Annotated in this window: 18 protein-coding genes and 1 tRNA gene; 9 read left to right on the plus strand and 10 right to left on the minus strand. The window is 69.6% G+C overall.

Annotation, left to right across the window (positions count from 1 at the left end; all coding sequences use genetic code 11):
* Nucleotides 1-38: 38 nt before the first annotated feature.
* The 3 genes from AC1RN5_RS19770 (at nt 39) to AC1RN5_RS19780 (ending at nt 2,039) form a co-directional block, all read left to right on the plus strand.
* Nucleotides 39-635, plus strand: a complete 597-nt coding sequence (locus tag AC1RN5_RS19770; RefSeq protein ID WP_493043189.1) for a hypothetical protein — start codon at nt 39-41, stop codon at nt 633-635.
* Nucleotides 636-1,009: 374 nt separating this feature from the next.
* Nucleotides 1,010-1,207, plus strand: a complete 198-nt coding sequence (locus tag AC1RN5_RS19775; protein WP_493043191.1) for a hypothetical protein — start codon at nt 1,010-1,012, stop codon at nt 1,205-1,207.
* A 55-nt stretch (nt 1,208-1,262) separates the two neighbouring features.
* Nucleotides 1,263-2,039 carry a tyrosine-protein phosphatase gene (locus tag AC1RN5_RS19780; protein ID WP_493043193.1) on the plus strand — a complete coding sequence of 259 codons (777 nt, stop codon included), beginning with the start codon at nt 1,263-1,265 and terminating at the stop codon, nt 2,037-2,039.
* On the opposite strand, the gene AC1RN5_RS19785 is transcribed toward AC1RN5_RS19780, so the two are convergent.
* From AC1RN5_RS19785 to AC1RN5_RS19795, 3 genes are all read right to left on the minus strand, one after another.
* Nucleotides 2,036-3,547 carry an MFS transporter gene (locus tag AC1RN5_RS19785; RefSeq protein ID WP_493043198.1) on the minus strand — a complete coding sequence of 504 codons (1,512 nt, stop codon included), beginning with the start codon at nt 3,545-3,547 and terminating at the stop codon, nt 2,036-2,038. The two genes, AC1RN5_RS19780 and AC1RN5_RS19785, sit on opposite strands and share 4 nt — an antisense overlap.
* Before the next feature lie 188 nt (nt 3,548-3,735).
* Nucleotides 3,736-3,812, minus strand: a tRNA-Arg gene (locus AC1RN5_RS19790).
* A 46-nt stretch (nt 3,813-3,858) separates the two neighbouring features.
* Nucleotides 3,859-4,809, minus strand: a complete 951-nt coding sequence (locus tag AC1RN5_RS19795) for an ABC transporter ATP-binding protein (RefSeq protein WP_493043199.1) — start codon at nt 4,807-4,809, stop codon at nt 3,859-3,861.
* A 155-nt stretch (nt 4,810-4,964) separates the two neighbouring features.
* On the opposite strand from AC1RN5_RS19795, the gene AC1RN5_RS19800 reads away from it, so the two are divergent.
* Both AC1RN5_RS19800 and AC1RN5_RS19805 read left to right on the plus strand, forming a co-directional pair.
* The gene (locus AC1RN5_RS19800) at nt 4,965-5,213 is read left to right on the plus strand and encodes a zinc-finger domain-containing protein (RefSeq protein ID WP_493043644.1); all 249 of its coding nucleotides are present in this window, start codon (nt 4,965-4,967) and stop codon (nt 5,211-5,213) included.
* A gap of 83 nt (nt 5,214-5,296) precedes the next feature.
* Nucleotides 5,297-6,094 carry an isocitrate lyase/PEP mutase family protein gene (locus tag AC1RN5_RS19805; RefSeq protein WP_493043201.1) on the plus strand — a complete coding sequence of 266 codons (798 nt, stop codon included), beginning with the start codon at nt 5,297-5,299 and terminating at the stop codon, nt 6,092-6,094.
* Between the two features lie 23 nt (nt 6,095-6,117).
* Here AC1RN5_RS19805 and rimM read toward each other — a convergent pair whose 3' ends face one another.
* The 7 genes from rimM to AC1RN5_RS19840 form a co-directional block, all read right to left on the minus strand.
* The gene (gene rimM, locus AC1RN5_RS19810) at nt 6,118-6,642 is read right to left on the minus strand and encodes a ribosome maturation factor RimM (protein WP_493043202.1); all 525 of its coding nucleotides are present in this window, start codon (nt 6,640-6,642) and stop codon (nt 6,118-6,120) included.
* A 26-nt stretch (nt 6,643-6,668) separates the two neighbouring features.
* Nucleotides 6,669-7,220 (minus strand): 30S ribosomal protein S16, encoded by a 552-nt coding sequence (gene rpsP, locus AC1RN5_RS19815; protein WP_493043204.1) that lies wholly within the window; start codon nt 7,218-7,220, stop codon nt 6,669-6,671.
* A gap of 19 nt (nt 7,221-7,239) precedes the next feature.
* Complete coding sequence (gene ffh, locus AC1RN5_RS19820; protein WP_493043205.1) at nt 7,240-8,772, minus strand: signal recognition particle protein; 1,533 nt, start codon at nt 8,770-8,772, stop codon at nt 7,240-7,242.
* Between the two features lie 185 nt (nt 8,773-8,957).
* Nucleotides 8,958-9,725, minus strand: coding sequence for a hypothetical protein (locus AC1RN5_RS19825; RefSeq protein ID WP_493043207.1), 768 nt, complete (start codon nt 9,723-9,725; stop codon nt 8,958-8,960).
* Between the two features lie 149 nt (nt 9,726-9,874).
* Nucleotides 9,875-11,995, minus strand: a complete 2,121-nt coding sequence (locus AC1RN5_RS19830; RefSeq protein ID WP_493043210.1) for a M3 family metallopeptidase — start codon at nt 11,993-11,995, stop codon at nt 9,875-9,877.
* Nucleotides 11,996-12,081: 86 nt separating this feature from the next.
* Nucleotides 12,082-12,717, minus strand: coding sequence for a TetR/AcrR family transcriptional regulator (locus AC1RN5_RS19835; RefSeq protein WP_493043211.1), 636 nt, complete (start codon nt 12,715-12,717; stop codon nt 12,082-12,084).
* A gap of 14 nt (nt 12,718-12,731) precedes the next feature.
* Nucleotides 12,732-12,977: a hypothetical protein gene (locus AC1RN5_RS19840; RefSeq protein WP_493043213.1), complete on the minus strand. Its 246-nt coding sequence runs from the start codon at nt 12,975-12,977 to the stop codon at nt 12,732-12,734.
* A gap of 177 nt (nt 12,978-13,154) precedes the next feature.
* On the opposite strand from AC1RN5_RS19840, the gene AC1RN5_RS19845 reads away from it, so the two are divergent.
* From AC1RN5_RS19845 to ahpF, 4 genes are all read left to right on the plus strand, one after another.
* On the plus strand, nt 13,155-14,006 hold the full coding sequence (locus AC1RN5_RS19845) for a glutamate racemase (RefSeq protein ID WP_493043215.1): 852 nt from the start codon (nt 13,155-13,157) through the stop codon (nt 14,004-14,006).
* Nucleotides 14,007-14,017: 11 nt separating this feature from the next.
* Nucleotides 14,018-14,563 (plus strand): ATPase, encoded by a 546-nt coding sequence (locus AC1RN5_RS19850; RefSeq protein WP_493043217.1) that lies wholly within the window; start codon nt 14,018-14,020, stop codon nt 14,561-14,563.
* 102 nt (nt 14,564-14,665) lie between these two features.
* On the plus strand, nt 14,666-15,229 hold the full coding sequence (gene ahpC / locus AC1RN5_RS19855; protein ID WP_493043219.1) for an alkyl hydroperoxide reductase subunit C: 564 nt from the start codon (nt 14,666-14,668) through the stop codon (nt 15,227-15,229).
* Between the two features lie 91 nt (nt 15,230-15,320).
* Complete coding sequence (gene ahpF / locus AC1RN5_RS19860; RefSeq protein WP_493043220.1) at nt 15,321-16,904, plus strand: alkyl hydroperoxide reductase subunit F; 1,584 nt, start codon at nt 15,321-15,323, stop codon at nt 16,902-16,904.
* The last annotated feature ends 24 nt before the right edge of the window (nt 16,905-16,928 follow it).

Consider the following 16,928-nt stretch of genomic DNA (forward strand, 5'->3'; position numbering starts at 1 on the left):
CTCGCGACCCTTGTTTTCAGGACGCCGGAACAACCCCAATGCGCCTGCGCACCCTCCTTCCCGCCCTGGCCTTCCTGGCCCTGGCCGCCTGCGATTCCAAAGGCCTGCTGCAGACCGCCCAGGCGCCGGCCAAGCCCCAGGCCTGCTGCTGCCAGGCCGCCGCCACCGCCTGCCCGCCCGCCGCGGCCCCGACCCCCGCCGTCGTCCAGCCCCCGGCCATGACGCCGGAGCGCGCGGTCTATGTTCCGCCGGCGCCGCCCAAGGCGGTGCGTCGCCATGCCGTCCGCCGCGTCGCCCACGCCGTCCATCGCGAGGGCGGCTACGCCGAGGTGCGCGAATACGCCTATGCGGGCGGCCGTCCGCCGGCCCCGGCCTATGACGGCTATGTCGAGGTCCCCGACCGCCACATCCGGGGCTACAGCGAGAGCGTCGAGACGCAGGAGACCTATCGGGAGCGCTACTCCGAGCAGTCGGAGAGCTCCAGCAGCCGCTACGCCGAGGGTGGCGGCTATGAGTCCCGCGCGGGCTACGGCGCCCGGGGCGGCCGCGACTGCGACTGCGGTCCGCGCGAGGCCGCCGGCCGCGACCGCTACGGCTTCCTGACCTGGCCCGGCAAGGTCCCCGCCCGGCCCTGAGCCTGGCGCGGGGCTTGCCGTCGAAGATCCTCGGTGTCCCGAGCCGGGACGAGTGGAGACCAAGATGCGATCGCCCAACGGCCCTCTCTTCAAACGCTACGAAATCCTGGCGGTGATCCTGTTCCTCACCGCCGCGGCCGCGCTGGCGAGCTTCAACCTGGTCTATTAGGCCGGGCGACCGCCAACGTGGCGCCGGGCGATGTTGCGTCGCGCAAGTTGTTCACGGCTTAGGCGCCCCGGAGCCTTTCTGCGCAAGGCGTCGCGGTTGTCATTGCATTGCAGCAAATGAAGGCCATAACCCTCATTCTTGCAGGGTCGGGTCGAAACCCGGCGATGTGAGCCAGAGTGAGGCGACTTTAATGATCATGACTTCGATGCGCGTTTTCCCCAGCCTGTTCATCGGTCGCCGGGATTTGGTGGAAGCCGTCCAGATCGACCTGGAGAACACCGCCAATGTCCGCGCCGCCTTCACCTGCGGCGCCTGCGACGAGGTCATCCTCATCGCCGAGGACGAGAGCGCGGCCCGCGAAGTGGTCGTGAAGTGCCGCTGCGGCGAATACAACCAGCTCTAGGCGCGCAAGACCGTCACACTTGCCGTCCAGGATCGTGAGCCTCATGGAAGAGCTCATGACCGCCCCCCGCATCCTGCCCCTCGAGGGCGTCGAGAATTTCCGCGACTATGGCGGCTACGGCTCCCGCCATGGGCGCGTGGCCTCCGGTCGGCTGTTCCGCGCCGCCCATCAGGCGCGGGCGACCCCCGCCGACCTGGCGGCCATCGCGGCGTTGAACCTGGCCACGGTGGTGGACCTGCGCCGCCCCCGGGAGCGGGACAACGATCCCAACCTGCGCCCCGAGGGCTTTTCCGCCGCCCTGATCCAGTGCGACCTGGGCGACCAGGCCGAGGCGCCCCACGTGGCCTTCCTGCGGGAGACCGACCTGACGCCGGAGAGCGCCCGCGCCTTCTTCCTCGACTATTACGACAAGGCGCCCTTCGAGCCGCGGCACCTGGAGCTGTTCGGCCGCTATTTCGCGGCCCTGGCCGCCGACGGGGGCCCGGTGCTGATCCACTGCACGGCGGGCAAGGACCGCACCGGCCTGCTGGCGGCCCTGACCCACCACATCCTGGGGGTCCATGAGGACGACGCGCGGGCCGACTACCTGCTGACCAATGTGGCCGCCCGGGTCGAGGCGCGCCTGCCGACCATCACCGAGGCCCTGGAGAAATCGCTGGGCAAGCGGCCCTCGGAGACCGCGGTGCGCGCCTTCCTGGGGGTCGACGCCAGCTACCTGGACGCCGCCCTGGCCTCCATCCGCGCCCAGAGCGGCTCGGTGGACGCCTATCTCGACCAGATCGGCGCGGACGCGGCGGCTCGGGAAGCCATCCGCGCCCGGCTTATCGCCTAGGTCGCCTCGGCCACCAGGCCGTCAGGCTCCGCCCCCGGCTGACCGGCCGGCGCGGCCTGGGCCGCCCGTTCGCGGCGCCGTTCGCGCAGGATGGACTGGGTGGCCTCGTAGCTCCTCCGGTTGATCTTGTAGCGGCCGTAGAAGAACACCGCGATCAGGCCGGGAATGGCCGCGAAGGGCGCGTCCACCAGGGCCAGGTCCATCAGGGTCTGGCGGTCCACCTGGCCGGGCTGGGCCTTTTCCGGGAAGGCCACGATGTCCAGGGCGACGCCGGCGAAGAAGTGGCCGATGGCGCTGTCGATCTTCGAGAACAGGGCGCGGGTCGAATAGAGCACCCCTTCCTGCCGGTAGCCGTAGCGGACCTCGTTCTCGTCGGCGATGTCGGCCAGGGCCGACATGACGCTGATGCTCATGATGCTGGCCACGCAGGAGCCCAGCCCCGTGAAGACGATGATCAGCGGCAGCAGCATCGGCTGGCCGGGTTCGGGGAACATCCCCAGGATCCGCAGCACAGGGGCGATGGCGGGGATCGTCGAGAGCAGGACGCAGGTGACGATGATGGCGATCTTCTTGTCGAACCGCCCGTGCAGCCGCGCGGCCGTGGCGAAGCCCAGGAAGTAGCCGCTCAGCGTGCCGATCACGAACCAGCGGATCTGCTCCGACGTGAACTCCCAGAAGAAGGTGTTCATGTAGAGCCCCAGCCCCTGGCGGACCCCCAGCATCAGGGACAGGAAGAAGTAGGCGATCAGCAGGTAGACGTAGTTCCGGTTGGAGAAGGCGCTGCCCATGTCCTTCATGAACTCGAAGGGGGTGAAGGCCGGCAGGTGGTCCGGGGTCTTGGGCAGCAGCGGGATGCGGTCGCGGGTGAACCAGGCCGAGGCGAACAGCAGCACCAGTCCCGAGCCGGCGATCGCCATGGCGAAGGGGGCGTAGGCGTGGGGGTTCAGCAGGCCGCGGGGATATTCGGCGGTCTTGTGGAAGAAGAAGGTGAGCGCCACGAAGCTGGCGCCGGCCGCCCCGATCATGCCCAGCAGGTTGTTCCAGCTCATCACCCGGCTGCGCTCGGTATAGTCGCTGGAGAGCTCGCCCCCCAGCGCCAGGTGGGGCACGTGATAGACGGCCATGAACACCCGCAGGGTGACGATGAAGCCTGCGAACCAGACGAACAGCCAGACCGGCGCGAAGGCGGCCGGCGGGTTGAACAGGGCCAGGATGCAGAGGGCCACCGGCACGGGGGCGATGTACATATAGGGGTGGCGGCGGCCGAGCTTGCCCCGCGTGCGGTCCGACAGCGAGCCGACGATGGGGTCGGCGAAGCCGTCCAGCACCAGGCTGACGGTGATGGCCAGGCCCGCCAGCGTCGCGGGCAGGCCCAGGACCTGGTTGTAATAGAACATCGCATAGCCGCCCACGGCGGCCAGCGTGATGCTCTCGGCCCCGGCCCCGAGGCCGAAGAAGAACTTTGTGCGGAGGGGTACGCGCGCGCCTATGTGCGCCGAGCTGGCCATTATGGTTTCCTGCAAAAATGAACGCCGGTCGTCGCGCCGGATGAATGCCCCATGAGAGGGGGCGACCGGGCGGGGTGTCAATCGACGCCGGCGATCACGCTTCCGCGTGCGGCCGCGCGCCCAGGGCGCGGATCACAGGTCAGGCCTTGCGGAGAGGGTCCCCGCGGCCCGAAGGCTCGGCGGAGAATTGGCGCACCCGACACGATTCGAACGTGTGACCTTTGCCTTCGGAGGGCAACGCTCTATCCAGCTGAGCTACGGGTGCGTTTCGGAAACGCGCTTCTAGCGGAAAGCCGCGCGGAACGAAAGGCTCAGGCGTCGATCGGCGCCGGGGCCGAGGTCAGGGAGACGAAGACGTCCTCCAGGTCCGGGTCCTCGGTGGCGATATCCTTGATGTGCAGGCCCGCCCCGCGCACCGCGGCCAGCACCTGCTCCACGCTCGACTGGCCGGTGCGGTAGGACACGGCGAAGGCGCCGGCGGCCCGCAGCTTGGTCTCGAATCCCGGGAGCTCGGGGGCGACCGTCACCGGCTCCTCCGGCGTCACCACCACGTTGCGCACGTCCATCCGGGCCAGCAGGGTCGAGGTGGGCTCGCAGGCCACCACCAGGCCGCGGTTGACGATGGCGATCTGGTCGCAGAGCTCCTGGGCCTCCTCCAGATAGTGGGTGGTGAGGACGATGGTCACGCCCTTCCGGTTCAGCTCCACCACATAGGCCCAGAGCTGCTTGCGCAGCTCGACGTCCACGCCGGCGGTGGGCTCGTCGAGGATCAGGACCGGCGGATTGTGGGTCATGGCCTTGGCCACCATCAGGCGGCGCTTCATGCCCCCCGACAGCTGGCGGACATAGGCGTTGGCCTTGTCGCCCAGGCCCAGCGCATTGAGCAGCTCCAGGGTCCGGCGCTCCTTGGCCGGGACCCCGTACATGCCGGCCTGGACCTCCAGGGATTCCCGCGGGGTGAAGAAGGGGTCGGCGGCGATCTCCTGGGGCACCACCCCGATGGCGGCGCGCGCGTCGCGGGGCCGCTCGTCGATGTCCCGGCCCCAGATGGAGACCGTGCCGGAGGTCTTCTTGGTGAGGCCGGCCAGGATGTTGATGAAGGTCGACTTGCCCGCGCCGTTAGGCCCCAACAGCCCGAAGATCGAGCCGCGCGGGATCGCCAGATCGATCCCCTTCAGGGCCTGCATCTCGTTGGTGGTCTTGGTGGCCGGGTAGGTCTTCACGAGGCCCTTGGCCTCGATGGCGAAGTCGGGAAGGATCATACGGGACTTTTCGAAAACGGCCGCGATTGACGGCGAAAGCTATGGTCGCATACCTAGGCGCGCGCGGACCTGTCGCCAAGCGTTCGCCGCCGGAGAGTTGCATCATGGCCCGCAAAGCCGTTCCCGTCCCCAACCAGGGCGCCCACGCCGAACCCATGCCCGCCAAGCCGGCCCTGGCGCCGAACCTGCCGGCCCCGGAAACGGTGGTGGTGCGGACCGGCCGCATCGCCTGCGACGGTGTCGGCGGGGCGCTGGGCCATCCGCGCGTCTGGTTGGAAATGGGCGAGGCGACCTTCGTCGAATGTCCCTATTGCGACCGCCGCTTCGTGCTGGCCGCCGGGACCGAGGGCCCCGAGGATGAGCGCCTGGCCCCGGGCGTCTATGAAGGCCCGCACGGCCACTAGCTCGGACACTGTTTGAGTCCGGTCTCCGCGAGCATGTCACGGAGGCGCTTCCTATATCGTCCTGACGAAAAGAGGAGACGCCCATGAGCCAAGCCGCCGCCTTCAAGGCCCTGCACTCCGGCCCTGAGATCCTGGTCCTGCCCAACGCCTGGGACGCCGCCAGCGCCGCCGTCATGGAGGACGCCGGCGCCAAGGCCGTGGCCACCTCCAGCGCCGCCATGGCCTGGGCCCACGGCTACGCCGACGGCGATTTCTTCCCCGTCCCCCTGCTGCTGACCGCCATCGCCGAGATCGCCCGCGTCCTGAAGGTCCCGCTGACTGCCGACATCGAGGGCGGCTACACCGACGACCTGTCGGCGCTCGCCGAGACCATCAAGGCGGTGGTGGGCGCCGGCGCCGTCGGGATCAATCTGGAGGACGGTCGGCGCGACCCGGCCCTGCACGCCCGCAAGATCGAGGCGACCCGCAAGGCCGCCGACCAGGCCGGGGTCGCCCTGTTCATCAACGCCCGCACCGACGTCTATCTGAAGGGTCTGATGGAGGGCGCGGCGGCCCAGGCCGAGGTGCTGGCGCGGGCCAGGACCTACGCCGCCGCCGGCGCGGACGGCATCTTCATCCCCGGCCCCACGGACGGCGAGCTGCTGGCCAACTTTGCGCGTGAGATCAGCCTGCCGGTCAACGCCATGGCCCGGCCCGGCCTGCCCAACGCCGCGACGCTGCAGGCTGCGGGGGTGCGACGCCTGTCCTCCGGCGGCGGCCTGTTCGCCGCGGCCTACGGGACGCTCGCCCGGGCCACGGCGGCCTATCTGAAGGATGGCGAGTCCGATCCGCTCGCGCCGCTCTCCGAGGGCCTGCCCAGCTTCAACAAGCGGTTCGGCTGACGCGAGAGCGGCTGGCCCGTGGGCTATTCCCCGTGCGGCTCGGGGTCGCCCACCAGGACGGGGGGGATGGCGATCAGCTTGCCCTCCGCGACCCGCACCTCGGGCACGTTCTCGCGGGTGAAGGGCAGCCACCAGCTGGCGCCCATGGGGGGTTGGACCTCGATCAGGTCGCCGGCCCCGAAGTCCTGGATGGTCTTGACGGTTCCCAGGGCCTCGCCCTCGGGCGTCTCGATGGGCAGGCCGATCAGGTCGGCCAGATAGAACTCGTCCTCGTCCGGCGGCGGCAGGCTGTCGCGGGAGACGAAGAGGGTCAGGCCGCGCAGCGCCTCGGCCTGGTCGCGGGTGTCGACGCCCTTGGCGCGGGCGATGATCGCCCCCTTCACCGGCCGGGCCGCCGTGATGGTCAGGCCCGGAGACCCGTCCTGGCGCAGCAGGACCTTGTAGGTCGCCAGCGCCAGGGGATCCTCGGTGAAGGTGGAGATGCGGATCTCCCCGCGCACGCCGAAGGCTCCGGCGACGCGGGCGACCTGGAGGAGGCGGTCAGCCATGGGACTTACCGCCTCCCGTCCAGGCCTCAGCCTTCGGTCTTTTCTTCAGCGGCGGGCTCGGCGGCGGCGTCAGCGGCCGGAGCCTCTTCGGCGGCCGGAGCGGCTTCCGCGGCGGGGGCTTCTTCGGCGGCGGGCGCCTCGGCGGCCGGGGCTTCAGCGGCCGGAGCTTCCGGAGCGGCTTCGACGACGGGTTCCGGCTCGGGCGCCGGGGCGTTCTTGGCTTCTTCCAGGGCCGCGGCGGCGGCGGCGTCGCGCTGGGCGCGTTCCTCGGTGCGCTCGACGGCCTTCTTGCCGGGCTTGCCCTTGTTGGGGTTGTTGCCGTGTTCCCACTTCACGACGCCGGCCTGGGCCAGGAAGCGCGCGACGCGGTCGGTGGGCTGGGCGCCCTTGGCGATCCAGGCCTGGATGCTTTCCAGCTTCAGGGTGACGCGGGTCGGGTCATCGCGCTTCAGCAGCGGGTTGTAGGTGCCGACCTTCTCGATGAAGCGGCCATCGCGGGGCGAGTGGCTGTCGGCGACGACGATGGAGTAGTAGGGGCGCTTCTTGGCGCCGCCACGGGCGAGACGGATCTTCAGCATGGTTTAGTCCTTGTTATCTCTAGGATTTCTTGAAAGGATTGAAGCCGGGGGGCAGGCCGCCGCCCAGGCCGGGAAGTTTGGGGCCGCCATCGCCGAGGCCGGGCAGCTTGCCCCCGCCCGCGGCCATCTTGCCGAGTTCTTCGAGTTGGTTCTGGTCGGGCATGGCCAGCTTGCCGCCGCCGAGCGCCTTCAGCCGGTCCATGCCGCCGCCGCCGCCCATCATGCCGGCCATGCGGGCGAACCCCTTGCCGCCGTCCTTGCTCATCATCTTGAAGGCGTCGGCCATCTGGCGGTGCTGCTTCAGGAGACGATTGACCTCCGACACGTCGACCCCGGCGCCCTTGGCGATGCGGCGTTTGCGCGACGCGGCCAGGATCTCCGGCTTCTTGCGCTCCAGCTTGGTCATCGAGGAGATGATGGCGGCCTGACGATCGAGAGCCTTGTCGGAGATATTGGCGTCGGCGATCTGCTTCTTGATCTTCTGGACGCCCGGCAGGAAGCCCATCAGGCCCTCCATGCCGCCCATCTTCTTCATCTGGGCGAACTGGTCGGCCATCATGTCGAGGTCGAACTGGCCCTTGGCCAGCTTCTTGGCCATGGCCTCGGCCTTGGCCACGTCCAGGTCGGCGCTGGCCTTCTCCACCAGGGCGACGACGTCCCCCTGGCCCAGGATGCGGCCGGCCACGCGGGCGGCGTCGAAGACATCCAGGCCGTCGATCTTTTCCGAGACGCCCAGGAACTTGATGGGCAGGCCGGTGACCGCGCGCATGGAGAGCGCCGCGCCCCCGCGGCCGTCGCCGTCGGCGCGGGTCAGGACCAGGCCGGTGAGCGGCAGCCGCTCGTGGAAGGCCTTGGCGGTGCGCACGGCGTCCTGGCCGGTGAGGCTGTCGGCCACCAGCAGGGTCTCGGAGGGGTTCGAAATCCGCGCGATCTCGGCGGCCTCGCTCATCATCGCCTCGTCGAGCGTCGTGCGCCCGGCGGTGTCGAGGATGAGGATGTCGTAGCCCTGCAGCTTGGCCGCGCTCATGGCGCGCCGGGCGATGTCCGGGGCGCTCTGGCCAGCCACGATGGGCAGGGAGTCGGCGCCCGCCGCGACCGCCAGGGTCGCCAGCTGCTCCATGGCCGCCGGACGGCGGGTGTCCAGCGAGGCCAGCAGGACCTTCTTGCGGTCCTTGACCAGCTTGAGGGCAAGCTTGGCGGCCGTGGTGGTCTTGCCCGAGCCCTGCAGGCCGGCCATCAGGATCACGGTGGGTGGGTTGAGGCTGATGTTCAGCCCCTCGGCGCTGTCGCCGCCGAGCATCTCCACCAGGCCGTCATAGGTGATCTTCACCACCTGGTCGGCGGGGCGGATCGAGCGGATCACGTCCTGGCCGGCGGCCTTCTCCTTGGCCTTGGCGATGAAGTCGCGCACCACCGGCAGGGCGACGTCGGCCTCCAGCAGGGCCACGCGGACCTCGCGCAGGGCCTCGTCGATGTCCTTTTCGGACAGCACGCCGCGACCGGAGAGCCGGTCGAAGACGGATGACAGCCGATCGGTTAGCGCGTCGAACAAGTTTCGCTCCTGTGGCCCAAACGCAATCGACCCCCGTGGACGATCACGTCGACGGGGGGCCTCGCCGCTCTCGTCCCAGATAAGACCTGGGGGTCGTAGCGGTAGAGGGCGCGATTGCTCTGCGCCGGAAGGGCGCGCTTATGCGCTCGGAGGGCCGAAAGGTCAAGGAATGGGGCGGTTGCGCCTCAACTGCGCAGCAGCCAGGTCCCGTCGGCGCCCTGGCAGGCGGTGTAGCGGCGGGTCTCGGCGCCGCCGCCCTGCGGATTGATGTGGGCCTCGAACACCCGGCAGAGCGGGCGGCTGTCGGTGTCGATATAGACGCCGGGAGAGGCGTAGATCGGCCAGGCCACGGTCTCGGGCACATAGCCGATCCCCACGCCGTCGCGGGCGGCCAGCAGCCAGCCCGTGCCGCTGACCCGGGCCAGGACGTCGAAGTCCTCGCCGTCCTTCAGATCGGCCAGCTTCCGGCCGGTGACGGCCGGCGTCGCGCGCAGGGCGATGACGGCGCGGGCGGTGTGGCGGCCCTCGGCGACGTCGTAGTGGGCGGAACGCTTCACGCCCTTGGCCAGGCGCGCGCCGCGCAGCGGCGCCGGCGCGGCATAGCTTGCCGGGTCGAGGGAGGTCTTGCCGTCATAGGGCTTGGTCTCGAGGACGCGGACGGCGCCGGAGGTGCCGGTCGTCTCATTGTCCCAGACCTGATAGCCGCCGGCGTCCAGGGCCGCATCGATGGCGGCGAGCGCCCGGGACTTGTCGGTCGCTTGCAGCTTGCAGACGGCCATGCCCTTGGCGTGGCCGACGCGGGCGCCGGCGGCGGCCTTTCCCGACGGGGGACAGTCCAGCATGGCCGACAGCGGCGCCGGCGGCGCGGGGCGTGCGCCATTCTGGGCCAGGGCGGCGGTCGGCAGCAGGGCCAGGAAGCCCAGGATCGCGGCGGTGGCAGGCGGAAAGCGCATCTGGACGGGCCCCAAGCTCAGTGTCGATACCGACTTCCGTGCATTTTTCGCGCCAGGAATTCCCGTCGCAATTGTACTTCTTCGACCCTGTCTCGCCTTTGCGGCGAAATCCAGTCGGGGGCGCCCAAAATGGGGAGGGCGTTCTCCGGTCAGGTGGTGGGGAAGCCCTTGTCGATCAGATAGGCTTTCACGTCGGGATCGCGGCCGCGGAAGCCGCGATAGGCCTCGGCGGGATCGACAGTGTTGCCGATGCTCATGATCCTGTCGTGCAGGCGCTTGGCGACGGCCTTGTCATAGGGGCCCGTGGCCTCCGTGAAGGCCCCGTAGGCGTCGTGGGCCAGGACCTCCGACCAGAGGTAGCTGTAATAGCCGGCCGAATAGCCGTCGCTGGCGAAGATGTGCTGGAACTGCGGGGTGCGGTGGCGCATCGGCAGCTCCTTGGGCATGCCGAGCTTGGCCAGCTCCTCGCGCTCGAAGGCGTCGGGGTCGATGTCGGCGTCCCCGGCCAGGTGCAGCTTCATGTCGATGAGGGCCGAGGACAGGTACTCGGTGACGTCGAAGCCCTGGCGGAAGGTGTGGGCCTTCTCGATCTTGGCGATCAGGGCCGGCGGGATCGGCTTGCCGGTCTTGTGGTGCAGGGCGAAGCGGTTGAGCACCTCCGGCGTCGCCAGCCAGTTCTCGTTCACCTGGCTGGGGAACTCCACATAGTCCCGCGGCACAGCGGTCCCCGACAGGGAGGGATAGTTCACGTCGGAGTTCAGGCCGTGCAGGGCGTGGCCGAACTCGTGGAACATGGTGGTGGCGTCGTCCCAGGAGATCAGGATCGGTTCGCCGGGCGCGCCCTTCACGAAGTTGGCGTTGTTGGAGACGATGGTGGTGATCTTGCCGCGGAACTTCTCCTGGGTGCGGTAGGCGTTCATCCAGGCGCCCGAGCGCTTGCCGGCCCGCGCATAGGGATCGAAGTACCAGAGGCCGACATGGGCCCCGTCGGCGCCCTTCACCTCCCAGACCTTGATGTCGGGATGGGCGACCGGGACATCGGTCACCGGGTGATAGGTGAAGCCGTAGATCTGGCCGGAGGCCCAGAACATTCCCTCCCGCAGCTTGTCGAGCTGCAGGTAGGCCTTCACCTCGTTCATATCGAGGTTGTAGCGCTCGGCGCGGACCTTCTCGGCGTAGTAGCGGTAGTCCCAGGGTTCGATGCGCAGGCCGGCATGTTCCTTGTCGGCGATGGCCTGCATCTCGGCCACCTCCTCGCCCACCCGGGCGATGGCCGAGGGCCAGACCCGCATCATCAGGGCCATGGCGTTGTCCGGGGTCTTGGCCATGGCGTTCTCGAGCCGCCAGTGGGCGTGGGTCGGATAGCCCAGCAGCCGGGCCCGCTCGACCCGCAGCTTGAGGATCTTCTTGATGACGGCGTTGTTGTCGTGGGAATCGCCGTTGTCGCCTCGGCTGTAGAAGGTCCGCCAGACCTTCTCGCGCAGGTCCCGCCGGGTCGAATAGGTCAGGAAGGGATCGATGGAGGAGCGGGTGTTGAGCACCGCGAACTCGCCCTTGTGGCCGCGTTCCTCGGCCGCCGCGGCGGCGGCGTCGCGCACGTCCTTGGGCAGGCCCGAGAGCTCGGCCTCGGTGCGGAGATAGAGGACGTAGTCGGTCTCGTCGGCCAGCAGGTTCTGGTTGAAGGTGGTGAAGTGGTTGGCCAGTTCCTGGTTGATGGCGCCGACCCGGGCCTTGGCCTCCGGCGACAGCTTGGCGCCGGCGCGCACGAAGCGGTTCCAGTAGAGCCAGCTCAGGCGCTGCTGTTCCGGCGTCAGGCCGGAGGTCTCCCGCGCCTCGTAGACCGCCTCGATGCGTTTGAAGAGCGGGGCGTTCTGCAGGATCTTGTCGCCATGGGCGGCGTCCTTGGGCGCCATCACCTTCTCCACCGCCCGCATCTCCGGGGTCGAGAGCGTGCCGCTCCAGATGCCGTAGAGGGTGTCGACCCGGTTCTTGGCGTCGCCGGTGCGCTCCAGGGCCGCGATGGTGTTCTCGAAGGTCGGCGGCGCGGGGTTGGCGGCGATGGCGTCGATCTCCGCCAGTTCCAGCCCCATCGCCGCCTCGATGGCCGGGGCGAACTCGGCCACCTTGACCTTGTCGAAGGGCGGGACGCCGCCATAGGGCCCGGTCCAGGGGGCGGTGAGGACATCGGCGTCGGCGGCGAAGCTCACGGCCGGGACCAGGGACGTGGCGGCCAGGGCGCTGGTCGCGGCGAGAAAGGTGCGCCGATGCATGGAGACTCCGGGGATTGGCTCAAGGTGCGGCGACCTTAGGCAGGATGTAACCGGACGTCACATGACAGGCGCGTAATGTCGGCCGCTCAGGCGCGGGCGGCCTCGAAGGCCTCACGGCTGATCTGCAGCGCCTCCTCAGCGGTCAGGCCGAAGGCGATCAGCATCAGGGCCACCAGGTCCACCGCGTGCTCGGGGCCGGCCTCGCCCATGACGATGTCGCGCTGGGCCATGCGGAAGCCGCCGAACACCAGGTTGCGGGCGGCGGCGACGTCGCAGTCGCGGAACCGGCCGGTGGCGACGGCGGCCCTGTGGATGGCGGCGAAGCGGGCCTCGAACACCGCCTGGCGCGGCAGGGCCGTGGCCTCGATCTTCAGGGCCAGCCAGCCGCGCACAGGGTCGGCGACGAAGGTGGCCAGGATCCTGTGGACCACTGCGGCCAGCAGGGCGGCGGGATCCTCGATGCCGGTCAGGGCGGGGCCCAGGGTCCGGTTCAGCTCCTCGGAGATCTGGCTGTTGAGATGGTGCAGCAGGTCTTCGATGGTCGGGAAGTAATTGTAGAAGGTGCCGCGCGAGACGCCGGCGGCGGCCACGAAGTCCTCGATGGAGGCGCTCTCGTGCCCCTTCTCCAGGATCACCGAGACGGCGGCCTCGATCAGGCGCGCGCGGGTTTGCGCGCGGCGGCTTTCGGCCGCCGCGGCGCGCGCTTCGAGATTGACCCGCATGGGCCGCCGAGGGGTCAGGCGGCCTCGCTCAGGTACTGCTTCAGGGCCTGGGCGGCGCCCTGGGAGGTGGGGTCGTTCTGGGCCTCCAGCGCGCCGATCTCCTGGGTCAGGGCGGCGGTGATCTCGCGGTGGGCCAGGGGCGAGAGTTGCAGCATGGCCGAGGCGGAGGCCCGGGCCAGGGCCAGGGCCGTGGCCAGTTCGGTCTCGAGGGCGGGGTCGTCGGCGGTCGCGCCGGAGCGCGTGGCGAAGGGGAGGGACATGGCTGTGAGGATCTCGGGGAGGAGAGGGAGGACCCTGCGTGGGGGCGCAGACCGGATTTGGCGGTGACGGTTATGTCAGACTGACAAAGCCGTCAATCCGAAATAACGATGGTTTACATTTCCCCGCCCCCCGACGGGATGCTGGACGCTGTCCCCCAAGGCGGCTAAGCGCGATCCATGGCCATTGGCGTGTTCGATTCCGGGGTTGGGGGGCTGACGGTTCACCGTCGGCTCGTCGACCGCTTCCCCCTCGCGGATTTCATCTACCTGGCCGACCAGGCCAACACCCCCTATGGCGGCCGGGAGGGCGAGGAGATCGTCGACCTCACCCGGGCCGGCTGCGAGAAGCTGTTCGATCGCGGCTGCGACCTGGTGGTCCTGGCCTGCAACACCGCCTCCGGCGTGGCCCTGCGCCGCCTGCAGCAGACCTGGCTGCCGGGCTACCGCAAGGCCCTCGGCCGGCCGGTGAACGTGCTGGGCATCATCGTCCCCACCATCGAGGCGGCCACCGGCCTGCCCTGGGAGCACGAGGCCGACCGCCGCGGCGAGAAGGTGGAGAAGCTGGACGTGCTGGCGGTCTTCGCCACCCCGGCCACCGCCCGCTCCCGGGTCTACGAGATCGAGATCGACAAGCGCCGCCAGGACGTGGCGGTCTTCTGCGAGCCCTGCCCGGACCTGGCCCCGATGATCGAGAAGGGCGCCGGGGCCGTGGAGCTGGCCACGGTGGTGGAGGCCCACGTCAAGGCGGTCAGCACCCGCATCGGCCGTCCGCCGGACCGCGCCATCCTCGGCTGCACCCACTACGAGATGGTGGCCGACATGTTCCGCGCCGCCCTGCCGCCGGGCACCCCGCTGATCCACCAGCCCGCCGCCACCGCCGACGCGCTGGAGGCCTATCTGGCCAAGCACCCGGAATATACCGCCGGCGACTCCGGCCGGCGCATCTTCCTCACCACCGGCAAGCCCGGCGCCCAGCATTTGCTGGTTGAGACCTTCTGGGGGGCGCCGCTAAGCTTCGAGCAGGCTTAGGGAGGCTTCCCATGAAGACGGGTCTGGCGGCGCTCGCCGCCGTGCTCTGCGTGACCGGCGCCGCCCGCGCCGAGGTCGCCGACCAGTCGCCCCAGGGCTTCGAGGTCCGCCATGTCGTCAGCATCGCCGCGGCGCCGGCCAAGGTGCGGGCCGCGATGCTGGAGCCCGGCAGGTGGTGGAACCCCGCCCACAGCTGGTCGGGCGACGCCCGCAACCTCTCCATCGACCTGGCGACGGGCTGCTTCTGCGAGAAGCTGAAGGACGGCTTCGTGCGGCACATGACGGTGGTCTACGCCAGCGACAGCGCCCTGCGGCTCTCGGGCGCGCTCGGCCCCCTGCAGTTCACCGGCGCCAGCGGTCACATGGCCTTCAACCTCAAGGCCGGCGCGGGTCCCGCCACCACCGTCCTGACGGTCACCTACGATGTCGGCGGCTACGCCAAGGGCGGCCTGGCCGAACAATGGGCCAAGCCCGTGGACGGTGTGATCGGCGAGCAGGTGGGGCGTCTGAAGGCGCTGATCGAGACCGGCAAGCCGGACCAGGCGCCTGGGGATTGATCATAGAGATAATCTATCTCGACGACTTATATTATCAATTTCCCCAATGCTGCGGCGCCATATAGACAGCGGGCTCCTTCCCGAACCAACCAGGAGCTCGCGTTGTCCCTCATCAATACCGAAATCAAGCCCTTCACGGCCGAGGCCTTCCAGAACGGCAAGTTCATCACCGTCTCGGACGCCGATCTGAAGGGAAAGTGGTCGGTGGTGTTCTTCTATCCGGCCGACTTCACCTTCGTCTGCCCCACCGAGCTTGAGGACCTGGCCGACAACTACGCCGAGTTCCAGAAGCTGGGCGTGGAGATCTACTCTGTCTCCACCGACACCCACTTCGCCCACAAGGCCTGGCACGACACCTCGGAAGCCGTGAAGAAGATCAACTACGTCATGGTGGGCGACCCCACCGGCAAGATCTCGCGCAACTTCGAGGTCATGATCGAGGAGGCCGGCCTGGCCGACCGCGGCACCTTCGTGGTCGACCCCGACGGCAAGATCCAGATCGTCGAGATCACCGCCGGCGGCATCGGCCGCGACGCCCTCGAGCTGCTGCGCAAGGTCAAGGCCGCCCAGTACGTCGCCTCCCACCCCGGCGAGGTCTGCCCCGCCAAGTGGCAGGAAGGCGAGAAGACCCTGGCCCCGTCCCTGGACCTGGTCGGCAAGATCTAAAGCCTGCCCGCGCCGCCGCCGTCCGCCTCGCAAGGGGGCGGCGGCGGCGCACCTTCCTCCCCATTTCCTGCGTCCCTATCGGAGCCCCGTCATGTTGGACCAAGGCCTGAAGTCCCAGCTCAAGACCTATCTGGAGAACCTCCGCCATCCGGTGGAGCTGATCGCCAGCCTGGACGCCTCGGCCAAGTCGGCGGAACTGAAGGCCCTGCTGGACGACATCGTCGAGGCCTCGGAGAAGGTGCTGCTGCGCCTCGACGGCCAGGACGCCCGCAAGCCGTCCTTCGCCGTCCGCGCCGCCGGCGCCGACGCCCGCGTGACCTTCGCGGGCCTGCCCATGGGCCACGAGTTCACCTCCCTGGTCCTGGCCCTGCTGCAGGCCGGCGGCCACCCGCCCCGCGTCGAGCCCGAGGTCATCGAGCAGATCAAGGCGCTGGAGGGCGACTACAGCTTCGAGACCTATTTCTCGCTCTCCTGCCAGAACTGCCCCGACGTGGTGCAGGCGCTCAACCTGATGAGCGTGCTGAATCCCCGCATCCGCCACGTGGCCATAGACGGCGCCCTGTTCCAGGACGAGGTGGCGGCCCGCAAGATCATGGCGGTGCCCACCGTCCTGCTGAACGGCCAGCCCTTCGCCCAGGGCCGGATGACGGTCGAGGAGATCCTGGCCAGGCTGGACACCGGCGCCGCGGCCCGCGGCGCGGCCAAGCTCGCCGCCAAGGGGGTCTTCGACGTCCTGGTGGTGGGCGGCGGCCCGGCCGGCGCGGCCGCGGCGGTCTACGCCGCCCGCAAGGGCATCGTCACCGGCCTGGCGGCCGAGCGCTTCGGCGGCCAGGTGCTGGACACCATGGCCATCGAGAACTTCATCTCCGTCCCCCACACCGAGGGCCCCAAGCTGGTCTCGGGCCTGGAGCAGCACGTCAAGGCCTATGACGTCGACGTCATGAACCTGCAGAAGGCCGCCAAGCTCATCCCGGCCAAGGCGGCCGGCGAGCTCAGCGAGATCGTGCTGGAGAGCGGCGCGACCCTGCGGGCCAAGACCGTCATCCTGGCGCCCGGCGCCCGCTGGCGGCAGATGGGCGCGCCCGGCGAGGAGCAGTACCGCAACCGGGGCGTGGCCTACTGCCCGCACTGCGATGGTCCGCTCTACAAGGGCAAGCGCGTGGCGGTGATCGGCGGCGGCAATTCCGGCGTCGAGGCGGCCATCGACCTGGCGGGCATCGTCGCCCACGTGACCCTGATCGAGTACGACAGCCAGCTCCGCGCCGACGCCGTACTGCAGCGCAAGCTGGCCAGCCTGCCCAACGTCACGGTCATCACCTCGGCCCTCACCACCGAGGTCCTGGGGGACGGCGAGAAGGTCACCGGCCTCACCTATCGCGACCGGCCCACCGAGGCGGTCCACACCGTCGAGCTGGAGGGAATCTTCGTGCAGATCGGCCTGGTCCCCAACACCGAGTGGCTGCAGGGGGCGCTGGCGCTCAGCCCGCGCGGCGAGATCGAGGTCGACGCCCATGGCGCCACCTCGGCGCCCGGGGTGTTCGCGGCCGGCGACGCCACCACCACGCCCTTCAAGCAGATCGTCATCGCCGCCGGCGACGGCGCCAAGGCCGCTCTCTCGGCCTTCGACTATCTGATCCGCCTCCCCGCCGAGGCCAGGGAAGCGGTGGCGGCCTGAGACCGGTGTGGGGGCATGGCGCCT

This window comes from Phenylobacterium sp. GW821-FHT12F10 (assembly GCF_058806695.1).

Bases quoted from the DNA above. Each gene is read 5' to 3' on its own strand.
- AC1RN5_RS19770 (WP_493043189.1), top strand. From the start codon at position 39: ATGCGCCTGCGCACCCTCCTTCCCGCCCTGGCCTTCCTGGCCCTGGCC.
- AC1RN5_RS19775 (WP_493043191.1), top strand. From the start codon at position 1,010: ATGCGCGTTTTCCCCAGCCTGTTCATCGGTCGCCGGGATTTGGTGGAA.
- AC1RN5_RS19780 (WP_493043193.1), top strand. From the start codon at position 1,263: ATGACCGCCCCCCGCATCCTGCCCCTCGAGGGCGTCGAGAATTTCCGC.
- AC1RN5_RS19785 (WP_493043198.1), bottom strand. From the start codon at position 3,547: ATGGCCAGCTCGGCGCACATAGGCGCGCGCGTACCCCTCCGCACAAAG.
- AC1RN5_RS19795 (WP_493043199.1), bottom strand. From the start codon at position 4,809: ATGATCCTTCCCGACTTCGCCATCGAGGCCAAGGGCCTCGTGAAGACC.
- AC1RN5_RS19800 (WP_493043644.1), top strand. From the start codon at position 4,965: ATGCCCGCCAAGCCGGCCCTGGCGCCGAACCTGCCGGCCCCGGAAACG.
- AC1RN5_RS19805 (WP_493043201.1), top strand. From the start codon at position 5,297: ATGAGCCAAGCCGCCGCCTTCAAGGCCCTGCACTCCGGCCCTGAGATC.
- rimM (WP_493043202.1), bottom strand. From the start codon at position 6,642: ATGGCTGACCGCCTCCTCCAGGTCGCCCGCGTCGCCGGAGCCTTCGGC.
- rpsP (WP_493043204.1), bottom strand. From the start codon at position 7,220: ATGCTGAAGATCCGTCTCGCCCGTGGCGGCGCCAAGAAGCGCCCCTAC.
- AC1RN5_RS19825 (WP_493043207.1), bottom strand. From the start codon at position 9,725: ATGCGCTTTCCGCCTGCCACCGCCGCGATCCTGGGCTTCCTGGCCCTG.
- AC1RN5_RS19830 (WP_493043210.1), bottom strand. From the start codon at position 11,995: ATGCATCGGCGCACCTTTCTCGCCGCGACCAGCGCCCTGGCCGCCACG.
- AC1RN5_RS19835 (WP_493043211.1), bottom strand. From the start codon at position 12,717: ATGCGGGTCAATCTCGAAGCGCGCGCCGCGGCGGCCGAAAGCCGCCGC.
- AC1RN5_RS19840 (WP_493043213.1), bottom strand. From the start codon at position 12,977: ATGTCCCTCCCCTTCGCCACGCGCTCCGGCGCGACCGCCGACGACCCC.
- AC1RN5_RS19845 (WP_493043215.1), top strand. From the start codon at position 13,155: ATGGCCATTGGCGTGTTCGATTCCGGGGTTGGGGGGCTGACGGTTCAC.
- AC1RN5_RS19850 (WP_493043217.1), top strand. From the start codon at position 14,018: ATGAAGACGGGTCTGGCGGCGCTCGCCGCCGTGCTCTGCGTGACCGGC.
- ahpF (WP_493043220.1), top strand. From the start codon at position 15,321: ATGTTGGACCAAGGCCTGAAGTCCCAGCTCAAGACCTATCTGGAGAAC.